9 protein-coding genes are annotated in these 14,537 nt (G+C 55.2%); 7 read left to right on the top strand and 2 right to left on the bottom strand.

The genetic code is table 11. The annotated features are described in order from the left end of the window. Positions 1-672: 672 nt before the first annotated feature. From HPT29_RS26030 to HPT29_RS26000, 7 genes are all read left to right on the top strand, one after another. A complete protein-coding gene (locus HPT29_RS26030) occupies positions 673-1,308 on the top strand; it encodes a GlcG/HbpS family heme-binding protein (protein ID WP_259060835.1) in 636 nt (211 codons plus the stop codon). Between the two features lie 524 nt (positions 1,309-1,832). Further along, complete coding sequence (locus tag HPT29_RS26025) at positions 1,833-1,982, top strand: hypothetical protein (RefSeq protein WP_210271913.1); 150 nt, start codon at positions 1,833-1,835, stop codon at positions 1,980-1,982. Positions 1,983-4,663: 2,681 nt separating this feature from the next. Continuing rightward, complete coding sequence (locus HPT29_RS26020; RefSeq protein WP_173945429.1) at positions 4,664-5,788, top strand: PRC-barrel domain-containing protein; 1,125 nt, start codon at positions 4,664-4,666, stop codon at positions 5,786-5,788. Further along, the gene (locus HPT29_RS26015; RefSeq protein ID WP_173945430.1) at positions 5,785-6,543 is read left to right on the top strand and encodes a gluconate 2-dehydrogenase subunit 3 family protein; all 759 of its coding nucleotides are present in this window, start codon (positions 5,785-5,787) and stop codon (positions 6,541-6,543) included. The genes HPT29_RS26020 and HPT29_RS26015 overlap by 4 nt, the downstream gene beginning before the upstream one ends. A 13-nt stretch (positions 6,544-6,556) precedes the next feature. Then, positions 6,557-8,320 carry a GMC family oxidoreductase gene (locus HPT29_RS26010; protein ID WP_173945431.1) on the top strand — a complete coding sequence of 588 codons (1,764 nt, stop codon included), beginning with the start codon at positions 6,557-6,559 and terminating at the stop codon, positions 8,318-8,320. A gap of 605 nt (positions 8,321-8,925) precedes the next feature. Beyond that, the gene (locus tag HPT29_RS26005; protein WP_173945432.1) at positions 8,926-9,405 is read left to right on the top strand and encodes a hypothetical protein; all 480 of its coding nucleotides are present in this window, start codon (positions 8,926-8,928) and stop codon (positions 9,403-9,405) included. A 333-nt stretch (positions 9,406-9,738) separates the two neighbouring features. Beyond that, positions 9,739-10,206, top strand: coding sequence for a nuclear transport factor 2 family protein (locus HPT29_RS26000; RefSeq protein WP_173945433.1), 468 nt, complete (start codon positions 9,739-9,741; stop codon positions 10,204-10,206). A gap of 355 nt (positions 10,207-10,561) precedes the next feature. On the opposite strand, the gene HPT29_RS25995 is transcribed toward HPT29_RS26000, so the two are convergent. Together HPT29_RS25995 and HPT29_RS25990 are read right to left on the bottom strand one after the other, a co-directional pair. After that, positions 10,562-12,172, bottom strand: coding sequence for a Na+/H+ antiporter (locus HPT29_RS25995; protein WP_173945434.1), 1,611 nt, complete (start codon positions 12,170-12,172; stop codon positions 10,562-10,564). A 507-nt stretch (positions 12,173-12,679) separates the two neighbouring features. Next, positions 12,680-13,492: a response regulator gene (locus HPT29_RS25990; protein ID WP_173945435.1), complete on the bottom strand. Its 813-nt coding sequence runs from the start codon at positions 13,490-13,492 to the stop codon at positions 12,680-12,682. Between the last annotated feature and the right edge of the window lie 1,045 nt (positions 13,493-14,537).

Raw genomic sequence — 14,537 nt, 5'->3', positions numbered from 1 at the left:
TTGCGTTCACGGGTTGGTGTCGCTACCTCGCCAATCCCATCATCTCGAGTTGGATTAGCCGGTCGATCGATCGTTGTCGAAGCCTCTATGCTCGACCGAGGAGACGCTAAGTCATCCGCGAAACAGAGAACTAACCGTAGTTGGGGTATCTCAGGCACCGGATCCAGCATCATTACGATCTCCACCTGCGTCCTTCCTCCTGCTGTGCTGACAATCGTCGCAGGCGGAAACGTACGTGCACAACATAGTTGGGACTGCGACAACTCCGTCAAATCGCATAGCGAGTCTCACAGCGACTGGCCCAAGGCTACATCTCACGCGGTATCCGCATCGATTGTACAGACGTCCATACTACTGGCTTTTTAGTTTGGCAGACATATACAGAGGTGTGGTACCGAGTGGACGCGAGTTGAATCTGCGGTCTCGCGGCGCTCGGGGCTCACTTCCATTAATCGAACTCGCACTGGCGCCGGATCAGCAGGATTTCCTGAGGCGTTGAAGATTTGCAGTCCTAAGAGCGGGATGACGCTATGATCCGGCTTGAAGCCTTTGACCGGATCCTCTGGCGCTGCCGCGGGCTTGTTTCGAACAGAGCCGCAGAGGCACCCTCAGATACAAGCTGGATTTTTGTTGCAGCTGCGTTAATCTCTGAGCGGTGGTGCACACCACCCCATGAATACGCTCTTCGCGAGAAGATCGCGCAGCTTGCTTTCGAGGCTACAGCAACGTCAGTTCAAATTGGACGACTTAGCCCCACGATGTTGTCCGCTTTGTATTGCGTTAGTCATCTGTCGAAAGGACGAGGATATGTATCGAAGCCAACGGTTAACTCTAGCACCCGCCGCTCTGGTGATTGCGGGAAGCCTCGCAACGCCAGCATTGGGCCAATCCGAGGCTCACCTTCCGCAAAAAAGGGTATTGACCCTAGAGATAGCACGTCAGATTGCTCGGGCAGCAGAATCGGAGGCCATCCGGGTTAACGCGCCTGGCGTCATCGCTGTTGTAGATGACGCCGGATGGCTGGTCTTGCTGGTGCGCATGGATAACGCTCCGATGCTCGCCAGCATAGAATTAGCATCTGGCAAAGCTCGGTCCGCGGCAATCTACCGGAAGCCAACGCGGACGCTTGAGGAAACGATCAATAAGGGTCGCATCGCGGCTGTGACTGCGCCTGGCTTCGTGCAAATGCAGGGCGGGATGCCGCTCAAGGTAGGCAGCGACCTTGTCGGCGCAATCGGTGTATCGGCAGATACGCCAGACCACGACCAGCAGATTGCGGAAGCTGGGGTTCGGGCGCTGATGCCTTGATAGATAATCGAGGGCGCTTTGTGGCTAATTCTCATCACCTATCAGATTGATTGTATCGATGAGCACGTCGATCGCCGCGGATAGTAAGGATGCATAAACTCGGGAGCGAAGTTCGCTGCAACGGGCTGAGCCTTCCGATGGTATGATGCGCGTTGCGCGCGGACTTGCTGTATCTGCCAGTAGTAAATGGTCGGCGCCGTGCGCGACGGTCTAGACCGTGTGAACAGATTGGATTGAACATTGGGTGAGCAGACTCCCAAATCAGTCAGTCACGGAACCGTTGTGGGTCACCTTCAGGAGGCTCGAAAATGCTGATCTGAGTAATGGGAGACGGCGAAGCAAGTGTGCTGCGGGTGTTTGGCGCCTCCTGCTTCCGGCGTGGTCTGAAGCGCCGCAATGACCACCGTTTCCTCGGAGCGCTGCACTACCTCACGATCCACAACATCACCTGGAGAGCTCCGTCGGAGTGTTTCGGCCACTGGATGTCAGTCTGGAAATGTTTGTGGCGCTTGAGCCGGGCGCGCGTGTTCAAGACCTTTGCGGCCCTGGGCGAGACCGCTCATCTGGTGCAGATGGTCGACTCCACCATCGTGCGGGCCCATGTCTCGTCGCTGGGCGGAGAAGGGGCAGAGCAGGCAGGCCCTGGGCCGCTCGCGTGGGGGCTTCTCACCTAATGATCCACCTCAGTCCGACTGGAATGGTGACCCGTTGAGCTTTTGCGTGACCGCTGGTGAGGTCAACGACAGCCCGCATTTCGGGAGCTGCTCGACCTTGGTTCTGAGTTCTCACCGCGAATTGTACAAGCGATCAAGGGCTATGCCTCGACGCTAACCACCGGGCCGCCCGCGCCTTGGGTATCCGTCTCGCTAGTCCGTATCGTGCGACCACCAACGACAAACCAAGGTTGTCTGCCAACGTTCTCAACCGCCGGTACGCTTTCCCCCAGCAGGCTATGGGGGAGCTCGCGCGCTGCGAGCATATTCTTTTTCGATGGGCGAAGATTGACTAGAACTACGGCTTAGTCATGGCACTAGCAGTCAGTTTCATCCTTATCAATCTCGCTCACAGCAGCTAGTGCTCAGTTATATGGCTATTGTCTGACCCAATACCCGTCCGTTCTAATTCATCTAGTTTCGTTCTTTATTACCTCCTCCTCCATCGAGCAGTCGCTCAGCGAACTTGTGAGGGCAGATTAGCGCTTGCGATTAGACATATTCATTGGCCAGGCATACAGGCATCGGACCGCGGGCAACATACCCGTCAACTTCGATGGCTGACAGTGCAAGCTGACCAAGATCGGTTATTCTTGAAAACCCGATCAAACTCTCGGGTTCATACTCCCCTTGGTGCCCGCCGGATGTATAAGTGGGGCGAGGGTTCATTCATTTATGCTCTATGTACCTCATAGGTAATCTCCTCGTAGGACTATGACCAGCAATCAGTCTGGCTGTCATACAGAACTGTTGCGGTGACAAACGAAATGGATACGTTGTGAAAGGAGTATCGGTGATGAAATTCTCGCCGGCTTTGGTAGCTTCATGGCTTAGTGTCTTCCCGACTGCGACTTGGGCTCTGGAAAGTCCGACCTCGGGAAGTACGAACTGTAACGCGATAGCCGCCACCGTCGCTGCTCGTGGCTCCGTCCTACTGAGTACAAGCCCTAATCGCTTCGACCGATTTGTCAGTGGCTCGAATCTTTGTTTTCGTCCTGACAGCTTGTCAGCCGCCACTGTTCAGTCGAGCGACAAACCGCGGTGTTTCATTGGTTACGTATGTAACAACAACGGCCCTAACAAGGGTGACAAATAGTACAGCCTATGGCTGCATCTCCAGGGCCACCCTCTATGGGCACGACTGCTGGGTGTCACAGCCTGACCTCTCGCGGCTAATGCATTATTCTTGGAGACTGTACACCCCGCTCCATTCGAGAATAACGCACATCCTGTGGATCGGCATTTCGATGTGTCACTCTTGAAAGCAAGCAGGCTGGTGCATACTCGACCCGCACCTTCGTTAAACAGGTACTGACTTTAGGGATCGCCAGATGTTGAATATCAAAGTCGCTCTCGCATGCCTTGCTGCTTTGACTTTCTCTGCTGAAACTCGCACCCAACCAGAGCCATCGGTCTTAAGCCTAACGTGTGCCCAGGCCAAGGAGATTGTATCGGCTCGCGGTTCAGTCGTCCTGCACACTGGACCGTCAACCTACGACCGGTTCGTTCGGGACGGCACTTTTTGCAATGAAAGCGAAGCGGCCCCGCTTGCCTATGTAAGATCGGCTGATGTCGCACATTGTCCTGTCGGAAGGGTCTGCCAGTCACAAGACAGGTCGCGACCGACAGTCGAACCTGAATAGAACTTTGCTCGGGATAGGATATTCAGAACTGGCAGTTTGTAGATCCTGGACACACTACTTCTCAAGATATCGAAGTCCCTGCCGGTCACCCGACATCATCGTTATATCCCCGCGATCTCGCCAGTCCGCGTCTTCTGCGCGGTACCATCTCACAGGGAAGCAGGGTTGAAACCAGAGGTAGGCGCGATCGCCTGATGCAGCACGGACGGTAGAATGTTGTGCAGCTGAACTACCACCTCAGTCACGAGCGGAAACGCTGTCGTGGCATTTTAGAATACTGTGCGGTGTTTATCAGGCATAGTTTGTACGGAAGTTCGAAGTTCGCCTCCTTTCTCAGGTCACAAGATCATTATGAACTGAGTATGGTTTTATCGACGTTCCGGCGGCGAGCGCTCGCAATGAGCAAACATGCTGGTCGGGCAATCATCGACGGACTACGCCCGATCATCGAGTGAACGAATTCTAAACCGAAGGAGAGGTGAAGTGGAAGATCCCAACCTTCCACTCGATTTTTCGGGTGGAGAACATACACGTACAAGCCTTACAGGGCGACGCGTTTACAGGGGCCGCGGAGCCACGGCCATGCTTCTCTGCCTATCGTTGGCAGGCCTCGCATCTGGCAAGGCCCAGGCGGCCTGCGCGGAAGATCTAACGCGCATCCAAACCGGCCAGTCGCAGTCGGCGCCCGACACACAGTCACGATTGGCGGGTCTTATAGCGGAGGCACAAGCGAGGGCGAAAGCGCGTGACACGGCTGGCTGTAACGCGTTAACCGCACAGGCGCTGCAAGTTCTTGGCTTTACCCCTTTGCCACCTCTTCAACTCTCAACACCCACTGAGGGAGCTGGCGGGTCAACCCCGGACAATCGACGATCCGACCTAGCGGTCCCTCCCGAACAGTCGTCCCCTGATACGAGGGCTGGAACGTCCGCGAAAGCTCTACTGCCTTCGTCAGAGGATCTTTCGTCCTCTGGTGCTGCATCTCCTGGAGATCGCAGTATGCACGAACAATCCTCGGTATTGGTTCCTGGTGGAGGGCTGCCAGCCGGTCAGCCCGATCAACCGGGATCCGCTGAAAGAGCGCCTCATACCGCAGCGGCAGTGGCGTCTGCTGATGAAAATCAGATATCGAATCAATCGACCACGACTTCAAAAGATCAGCGAATTGCCGCGGCAGCAGACAAACTGTTCTTTCTCTCCTCTCGAGATCTTATCGGTACTGATGTGGTTGATCGAGATAACTCCGGGCATACCCTTGGCCGTGTTGCCAGCATCATCATCGATCAAGCCACAGACCGGGCCGTCTACTTAACCCTCGAGTGGGGTGGCTTCCTCGGTTGGGATAAGAACCGGATTCTTCTCCCCTTCGAGATTGTCTCGTTTAGCGGGCAATGGGATCGCCCGACACTTCGAGTCCCTGCCAGTAAAGTCGAGAATGCTCCTCAATTTCACGAAGGAGACCTGGACGATGTCCTGCGTGATCCCGAATGGCGCCGCGCGGTTGCTCAATATTTCGGAGTAGCAGAGCCCGGGACTGGGACGACCGCGAATGCGGATGTTCGGGTTGAGCAAGGTCGTAGAGAGGAAACAAGTCTGCCCCAGTCAGAGCAGGGCGGCCCTCAGCGCTCGGATATCAACGTAATCCGCGGTCTTGCTGGCGTATCCAAGTCGACGGCCACCGAGCTTGCCGCCAAATCCGAGCAGGGTCAGGGAAGTACAGGCCCAACCTCGGGATCAACGAGCACCGCGCCATCTGGCTCACTTGTCGAGTCGGCCTCGTCCGCCAGTGCCGGTGGTGCCCCGGACCCTCAACATGGGCAGGCGATTGCCAAACACTCCTGTGCAGCCTGCCACACCTTCAACCAAGGCGGCCCCACTCGAGTGGGGCCGAACCTCTTCGGGGTTGCGCGCAGACCAGTTGCGAGCGTGCCTGGTTATAATTACTCGCCAGCCCTGAAGGGCCACCGAGGGAACTGGGACGGAGCCAGTCTCAATGCGTTTCTCAAGAGCCCACGCGGCTACGCCCCAGGAACCTACATGACATTTGCAGGGATCAACTCGGATCAGGACCGACAGGATTTGATTTCCTTTCTCGAAGGCTTGAACGCTGGGGCCGCGCAATGACAGACCCAAAGGACGATCGGCCCTTGACGCCATCAAGGCGTCGCTTCCTTGCCGCAGGAGTTGCAGCGACGGCGCTGGCCACTGGTAGTGGGAACGCCCAGACGTCCGCGCCGTCCGGGCTGTCACAACCTATCCCCGGCAGTTCCACCGATCAGGTGCCGCGCACTGGAGAGACCGCAACACCCGGGCCACAAGGTTATCGCTTTCTGACGAGCACTGAGGTCGAAACGCTCACCGCAATGATTGATCGTCTCATCCCTTCGGACAGTCTAGGACCCGGAGGAGTAGAGGCTGGTGTTCTGACCTTCATTGATCGGGAACTTGGCGGGCAGTTTGGCGCGGCCGCGCGCTGGTATATGCAGGGCCCTTGGCCCGCGGGCTCCCCGTCGCAAGGGTGGCAAGTCGCTCTGACCCCGGCCCAGATCTATCGCACTGGTCTTCTGGCTCTGGACCGATGGTGCTTGGGACGCAAGGGAAAGCGATTCACCGAACTTGCCATGAGTGAACAAGACGCGGTGATGACGCTTATGGAGGCAGGAAAGATCCACCTCGAAGGCTTTTCGTCCGCAGTCTTCTTCCAGATCTTGTGGCAGAACACGGTTGAAGGCTATCTCGGAGACCCACTTTACGGCGGGAATCGAAACATGGCCGCTTGGAAGGCGATCAACTTCCCCGGCGCTAATCCCGTCCTAACACCTGCGGTTGATCTCAATGGCGAGCTCTACGAGATCGAGCCGATTGCTATTGGATCGTGAGGAGAACCACGGTATGCCAAGGGTAATGCCCCATGTGGATGTCGTTATCGTCGGAATGGGCTGGACCGGCAGCATCGCGGCACGCGAGCTTGCCGATACGGGTTTGCGGATCGTCGGATTGGAGCGGGGGCATTTCCGTGACACTATCCCGGATTTCAGCGCCCCCAATGCACTGGATGAGATTAAATGGAACTCCCGCGGTGAGATGTTCCAGAATCTTTCACGAGAAACACTCACATTCCGCAACAGATTGGACGAGAACGCGTTGCCGATGCGAAGACTTGGAGCCTTCCTGCTAGGTGACGGACTGGGTGGCGCTGGAATACATTGGAATGGTCAGCACTGGCGTTTCCAGCCCGCTGATTTCCAAATGCGCAGTCACAATGAGGCTCGCTATGGCAAGGACTTCATCGATCCTGAACTCACAATTCAAGATTGGGGAGTTACCTATGATGAACTGGAGCCTTACTATGACAAGTTCGAGTATATCTGCGGCACCTCGGGCAAGGCTGGCAATCTAAAAGGTGCACTTCAAAGCGGCGGCAATCCGTTTGAGGGGCCACGATCGCGAGAGTATCCTACGCCGCCTCTAAAGCAGGGCTATGGCCCACGGCGCTTTGCAGATGCAGCCCGGTCACTTGGCTACCAGCCGTTTCCGCAGCCCGCATCGAACATGAGTCAGGATGCTTACACCACCCCAGACGGCGTCCAGATGGGACCATGTACGTACTGCGGGTTTTGCGAACGTTACGGATGCTACAACTGGTCAAAGGCAAGTCCCTTTAATACTGTATTACCAGTCGCTCTTAGAAATCCTAACTTTGAACTGCGCTGCAACAGCCATGTGACACGTGTCGAACTTACCCCTGATCGGAAGTCTGCTCGGGGAGTGACTTACTTCGATCTTGCTGGCCAGGAAACGTTCCAGCCTGCAGACCTTGTTCTGCTCTGCGCATTCCAAGTGCACAACGTCCGTCTGATGCTCGTATCAGGCATTGGCCAACCGTACGATCCGGCTACGGCGAAGGGGTCGGTTGGAAAGAATTTTGCCTATCAAACAATGGCCTATGTCTACCCGTTCTTTGCGGACAAGCGCATGAACTCCTATGCCGGCGCCGGCGCCATGGGAATGACCGTCGATGAGTTCAACGCCGACAACTTTGACCATCGGCCCCATGGTTTCATCGGCGGCGGCTACATTCTTGCGCAGACTACTGGTGCCCGTCCAATACAGCAAACAGTTCTTCCTGACGGGACACCGAGCTGGGGCTCCGGATGGAAAAGAGCCCTTCACGATTGGTATGATCGCTCGTTTACGCTTCAGGCGCATGGCGGTAGCACTGCAAGGCGCAATAATTACATCGATCTTGATCCTACCTACCGCGACGCCTATGGGGTGCCACTGGCACGTCTCACATTCGACTTCCCTCAAAACGATCTCAAGATGCGCCGTTTCCTGACCGAAAAGGTCACAGAAATTGCGCGTGCTATGAATCCAGACCAAATTAAGATCTCACTCCCGCCCGTTCCATTTAGCATTGTTCCGTATCAAACAACCCACATCACAGGTGGAGCAATCACGGGCATCAGCCGAGATCAATCGGCGGTGAACACCTATCTCCAGAGCTGGGATGTGGCTAACGTTTTTGTGCATGGCGCAAGCTGCTTCCCACAGAACGCAGGCTACAATCCCACCAATACAATTGCGGCCATGACGTACCGTTCGGTGGAAGCCATGAAAAGCCGATACCTTAAAAATCCGGGGCCGCTAGTGTAAGATCGTTAGAAAGTTCGTTCAGCAACGGCGCCAGCGGCTCCATAAGTTGCAAGCGCCCGAGCCAACGGGTACGCCGCCGAGAAACTGCGACGAATAACCTAGAGGCTGAGAGTATTAACCGGCATAGAGATCTTAGGGATGTGCTAGCCGGTGCGACGCCACGGAACTACTCTATGATCGACTGGAGTCTAACACCTACATCACGGCTGTGCAGTGACCAACGCTGCTGCATGCCTAAAATGGAAGGTAGAAACAAAATATTGTGAGTGTTTATACCTTGCAGGTATTAATCCAGAGCTACCTCAAAACCGAGAGACAAGTATGGGCGACTCCATACGCGCGCGAATTTTGTCAGCGTACCCAAAAGCCTCGAAGGTCTGATTTGAGAGCACGGCAATGGAACATGGCAGATGAACCAGGATCTCTTTTGCTGCAAGGAGTTTAGTTCACGCTCGTCACGAGTACCGGAACGGCCTTTGCAGCGATGTCTTACAAATTTCGAAAGGCGGAAACTTCGGGTAGCTCTCTGACAGGACGGAGCATTATGTACGCGGTATCCCAAGCAAACCCGCTCAAAGTTTCACATTGGATAGAAGGGCGACCTGATGCCGAACCACTCTGACCCTTGCACTCAGCGGTACGCCAGTCGGGCCGAGCTAGCAGAATTCGCAAGTGGGCTTCCTGCACAACTTGCTGCCACCTATGCTCGAGAACGCACCCAAGTTCATACGCTTTATGCCAATCAAGACAGCGATACAGTAGATCGCCTGATCGAAGTTCTCATCTCTATGTGGACGCACTTAGCCAAGGGTTACCCACCAGGGCATTTCGACGGCAAGGATCCGGAAGAGTTTTTCAGACACTATCTCGCTGACAGATTTACTTGGCGCTCTCTGCTGACACACCCAAGTTCATCCAGCCCGATTTGTCTCCTAGAGGCAAAGCGAGCTGTGTTGTCAGATGCCGAAGAGGCAGTTGCAGAAACGGTTGCAGCTGTCTTCCGTGGGGATGACCGCTTCATGTTGAACGTATGGACTGACTATTGGCAGAACGCAAGAAGCGTTCGAAACAATGTCACTCAGTAAGAGCTCACGACAGACTCCTGGTCGTCATCGTTCTGCGAAGCCTAGTAGCCCGCGCGAAGCCTTAGCCCGGTCTTGTGATAATTCAGCACTTTTCGCAGCAAGTTTTCATGAGTGCGATACCCGTACTTGGCGACAGATGCTGCACTATAGGAATGCGGCAGGCTCCGCGGCGAAAAGGTAGTCAGAACGAGCAAGCGCGCAGCCAGTGTGAAGTGCTGGTTCGACCAACAGATACCACACAGATATATGCATCGCGACCCACACCTACGGCTCCTTGTGTCGGGTTCATGCCGGTCCGCGCGCCAATGAAGGATTAATCGCTGGATAGCTCCGATGACAGGCCGTGCACCCCTTCCCCCGTTTACCGCCCTGAGCGCTATTCAAAAGGTTCGCCTAGCAGAAGACAGCTGGAACAGTCGTGACCCTGAAAGAGTGGCACTTGCCTATACGGAGGACACATTTTGGCGTAACCGGTCCGAGTTCATCGTCGGGCGTCACCAAGTGGTTGATTTTCTCCGCCGCAAGTGGGCAAGTGAGCTTAATTACCGGCTGATAAAGGAGCTTTGGGCCTATAGGGGAGACCGTATAGCAGTCCGCTACGCTTATGAATGGCATGATGGCGACGGCAAGTGGTATCGGTCATATGGCAATGAGAACTGGGAGTTTGATAGGAGAGGGCTCATGCGCAAGCGCTATGCCTGTATCAATGATCAACCGATAGGGGAGCCAGATCGGAGGTTTCGCTGGTCTCTTGGACGTCGACCAGACGATTACCCGGGGCTGAGCGAGCTCGGGCTTTGAACTATGTTTAACCGACAGTCTCTGATAGCTCTAAGACGCCACATCAAGGACCATACAGACTGCTCGTATAAGTGGCGGTCGAGCCGCGATTAGAAGAAACAATAGGAACTTCAAATCTAACAATGATGATCGCACCAACCAATTCGAGGTGATCTTCCGACTACTTCGCCGATCGCGTTGAGAAATACTGATCATATAGAACGTCCAGATTGTCCTCTATTGTCATGAAATCCGTCAATCTTGCGCCAGGGCAACTTTCGATCCTCCGTCTCCGTCCGGCGAAGCGCCTATACTAATCTTACTCGGCACGTCGCTCGGAGCCTCGATTGAAAGACCGTGCCCTGCAATCCAAAGATTAAAGTGGCAGCTCCGGCTTTCCTTCGTATCTGCGACCGATTCCGGCCTCCTCCAAGTCAAGATCGCGCTCCATGCGCCGGCGCACTTCGTCTGTAATCTTTCCATCCCGCAGTAGGCGATATATGTATTCGCGCTCAGCGGTGATCAATTCCTCTCTGAGCTTATTGGCGTTATCATCAGCATCAAGGTGGCCCGCCGCGCGTGTCACCCAACCTCCAGTGCGGTAGTCGTGACGCGCCCGAAGTGTTGCCAAGACCTCCGGCTGAATTCTCCCCTGATCTGCGATCCGATCAAGGTGGCGTTTCGCCAGCGCCAGCGCTTCTGACTGGGCGGCGAGCCACGCTTCATGCTCCCGCCGGTGCTCGGCGGCCCGGTCACGCGGCAGCTTAAGCCAGCGGACAACACTCGGCAGCAGTAATCCCTGACCAACAAGAGTAAAAATTATGACGCCGAACGTGATCACCAGAACGAGGTCGCGGTGGGGAAATGGGGCGCCGCTTGCGATGGTCAGTGGGATTGCAAGCGCCGCTGCCAGCGAGACAACACCACGTACACCGATGAATGCAAGTATAAAAGCGTAGCGCCACGGCGGGGAGGGATCTCTGCGTGCGACTGCGGGACTTATCCAGCGGGGTAAATAAGTTGCCGAAAATACCCAAACGAAGCGCGCAATGATCACCACTCCCGTAGTACCGAAGACCGCTGCTACTATCTCCCACAAAGCGAGTGTGCTCAATTGCTGAAGTAGGATTTGGGTTTGCAGCCCTGTAATCAGAAAGATGACGCCCTCAAGGTAGTAGATGACCAGATCCCAGAAGAAGATCCCTTGTAGGCGGGTCGCTGACGAAATCAGGAGAGGGCCATTCCAACTTATGTACAAGCCGGCGGCGACTGTTGCTAAGACGCCGGAGCCGTCGAAATACGCAGGAGGCCAGAACGCCACATAAGGGGTGATCAGCGATAGCGTGATCTCGACGCGCGGATTGTGGGCCCAGCGCCGGACGTGCAGGCTCAACCAGCCGATGGCAACGCCATAGGCACTCTCGATGATAAGAACGAGTGCAAGCGTCTCAATAGCTTGGCTTAATGCAAAAACGCCGGTGCTCACGGCGGAGATCGCAAGGTGATAAAGGATAAGTGCGGTGGCGTCATTGGCGAGACCCTCTCCTTCGAGCACGACCGCAAGTCGGTGTGGCAACCCCACCCGTTTCGCAATAGCAATGGGCGCTACCGCATCTGGGGGTGCTACAATGGCGCCGATTGTCATGGCGACTGCAGGTGGTACCCCAAGCAGCCAATGCGCAGTAGCAGCTACCACACCCGTGGTGAAGACAACGCAGCCGAGCGCTAGGAGAACGATCGGGCGTAGGTTGAAGCGAAACTCCCGCCAACTCATAGCGACCGCAGCCGAGTAGATCAGTGGCGGCAGCATGCCAAGTAACACTAAGTCAGGTGATAACTCTACCCTCGGAAGGCCCGGAACGAACGCGAGCCCGCCACCGGCAATCAAAAGGATGATTGATGAAGCGGTGCTCAACCGCCGCGCCAGAATGTCCACGCCGACCAGCACCGCCAGCATCAGAAATGCCATCTGGATCGCTGCCGTCATAGATCACCTTCGTACCCTTAGCATTAGGCAGCGGATGGCATACCCTGCCTGTTACTCGAATCGGGTTCCTATCGCGTCAAAATTTTCCATGAAGCTCAGAAGATCCAACTTTCTCGGCTTGGGCTACAGATCTCCTTGTGATCCTCTGAGTCCGGAGGGCATCTGTGGAAGTACTCTGGTGTGGCCGTCTTTGCCGTTGGGCTTTTTATCGTTTCAAAGTGAGGCCCATTCTAGCGGCACGAAACGATGCCGATCTATCACCATTGTCTCACGGCGCCGTCTTGTAGGGATTAGTCGCGTTGCAGCACAGCAAGACTGCTGGGGCGCCTAACTATCGCGGTAGTGGGAGTGCTCCATCTTTCGGACTTTCAGATCCTCAGGATCAATCAAAAAGCAATCCGTCTGGCTACATACAAGATTTACATGCCTGCGGGCGATTAACATTATGTCTCTTCGGCGCTCGAAAACCTCTAGGGCAGGTCCGCAATGAACATCCACGGCAGTCGTTTAGCAGCGTCCTTTAGCGGTCATTGTAGTCGCGAACGCCTGCTCAATGGCGCCCAGCAAGTCTCGGTACTGAACGGGCTTGGTCAAGAACTCGATTGCACCAGCCTTCATGGCCCGAACGCACATATGGATATCGACCTGGTTGCTGACAAAAACGATCGGAATGTGAAGGTTCGCAGATGCGAGATCGGCCTGAAAGTCTAAGCCGCTTTTTCCCGGCATCCAGGCATCGAGCACAAGACATCTTGGAGGTTCCGCCCAACCGGCAGCTAGAAATTCCTGAACCGACGCAAAGCGCTCAACCCGCAGACCAGTTGATCGCAGCAGGCTGTGTATAGCTTCTCTTACAGCGTGATCACGATCGATGACTACAACATCAGTCCTGCGTGCCTCGCTAGTCTTAGATGCGATCCATACTGTGTTGCACCGAACGATCGATGTGGCGTTTGAAGCATCATTAATCAGGGGCGACGTTACGAACATTCCTGAATTCGGCTCGGCGATGAACAAGTATCCACGCCCAGGAATAGTTTTAATGAGATCACGATCCATGCCTAAGGCCTTCCTAAGTGTGAGGATCTGGACGCGTAGATTGCTCTCCTCCACGACCCTCGAAGGCCACACGTAGCTTAGAAGATGATCCTTGGGTACGATGGTCCCGCGCGCTCGCAAGAGCACAGTCAGAAGATCGAATGCCGGTCCACTGAGAGCGACAGGTTGTCCCTCACAAAGAAGCTTCCGAGCCTGCGGTAGAACGCGATAGTTTCTGAACTGGATGACAGCGCCGTCAGCGTAAGTCTCTCCAATGCTCATGGTGCCGGACCGTTTCTCCGGGTCTGGTCGCCTCTCACATGACTTTAACGCACCTGTTGAGTACGCCGCAATTGATTGTCGAGCAATCATGCTGAGCCTCCGTCCGACTTTTGGTTTGATGTTAGTTTACGTAGAGATTCTGGCTCTGGGACCATCGGATATTGATCACAATCGTCCTACCAAAAATGCGACCCTAACGTTGAGCCTCGGTCGACCCGACGCCGGCGGCACCTTAGGAACATCGGCAATCGCTTTTGACATGTGCCGTAAAGTCGTGACTTTCGACTACCAGAAAGACCTGTGTCGCGCTTTAGCTCCGAACATTAGTTCAATTAAATCAGAGTCAATCGCGTATCTAATATAAGCGATCATAATTCTATGTGGTCAACACCCATTGATTATTGATCAGCCTTCCCAACTTTCTAACCGCGGATTCTGGAATTGAGACATTTGCTACTCACGGCAACTCCACGATCGATGATCGGCGAAATAGGCATCTGACGCAGACGTGAAATTATGATAGCTTTTCTGCGAGTCACTCAGCGACTCCCGAGATATCCCAAACTAGGACACATCGGTACGCTGATTCAATTGAACGCGAGTGGGTTTTGGTTAGCGCAAGGTAGCGTGTCGGCTAGACCTAAGTATACCCTTTGGCATCTTAGCAAAAGAACAGGTTCGCCCCGGTCAAACAGGCGGGTAACTCCGCCAGAGAGGGGAAACGGTGGTAGTGGTCAACACAGACGGCGTTGTCGTCCGAGCCAGCGCCCGCCAAGCTGTGGTCGCCATGTGAAAGAACTTGTGTGTCGGTCGGCGTCGGATTTGGTATAGCAGCGTAATTAGCCTCGTGTTGCGAGATGTGCCATGTCGCGCCACCAGAAAGATCCCTTGCGCTCTTTCACTCGCGACAAGCGCCGCGAACTCACCCGCCCGAGCCACCTGCCGCTGAAGTCGACCGGGCCGGTGCCCTGATGGCGGTTTCCGAGGGTGCCAGCTACAGCGCCGCCACCCGCCGGCTCTGACGCTGCCACAATGAGACAGTCTC

The organism is Microvirga terrae, from assembly GCF_013307435.2.
GTDB lineage: Bacteria > Pseudomonadota > Alphaproteobacteria > Rhizobiales > Beijerinckiaceae > Microvirga > Microvirga terrae.
The sequence above is the reverse complement of the archived record's forward strand: the minus strand, read 5'-3'. Positions and strand labels throughout refer to the sequence as shown.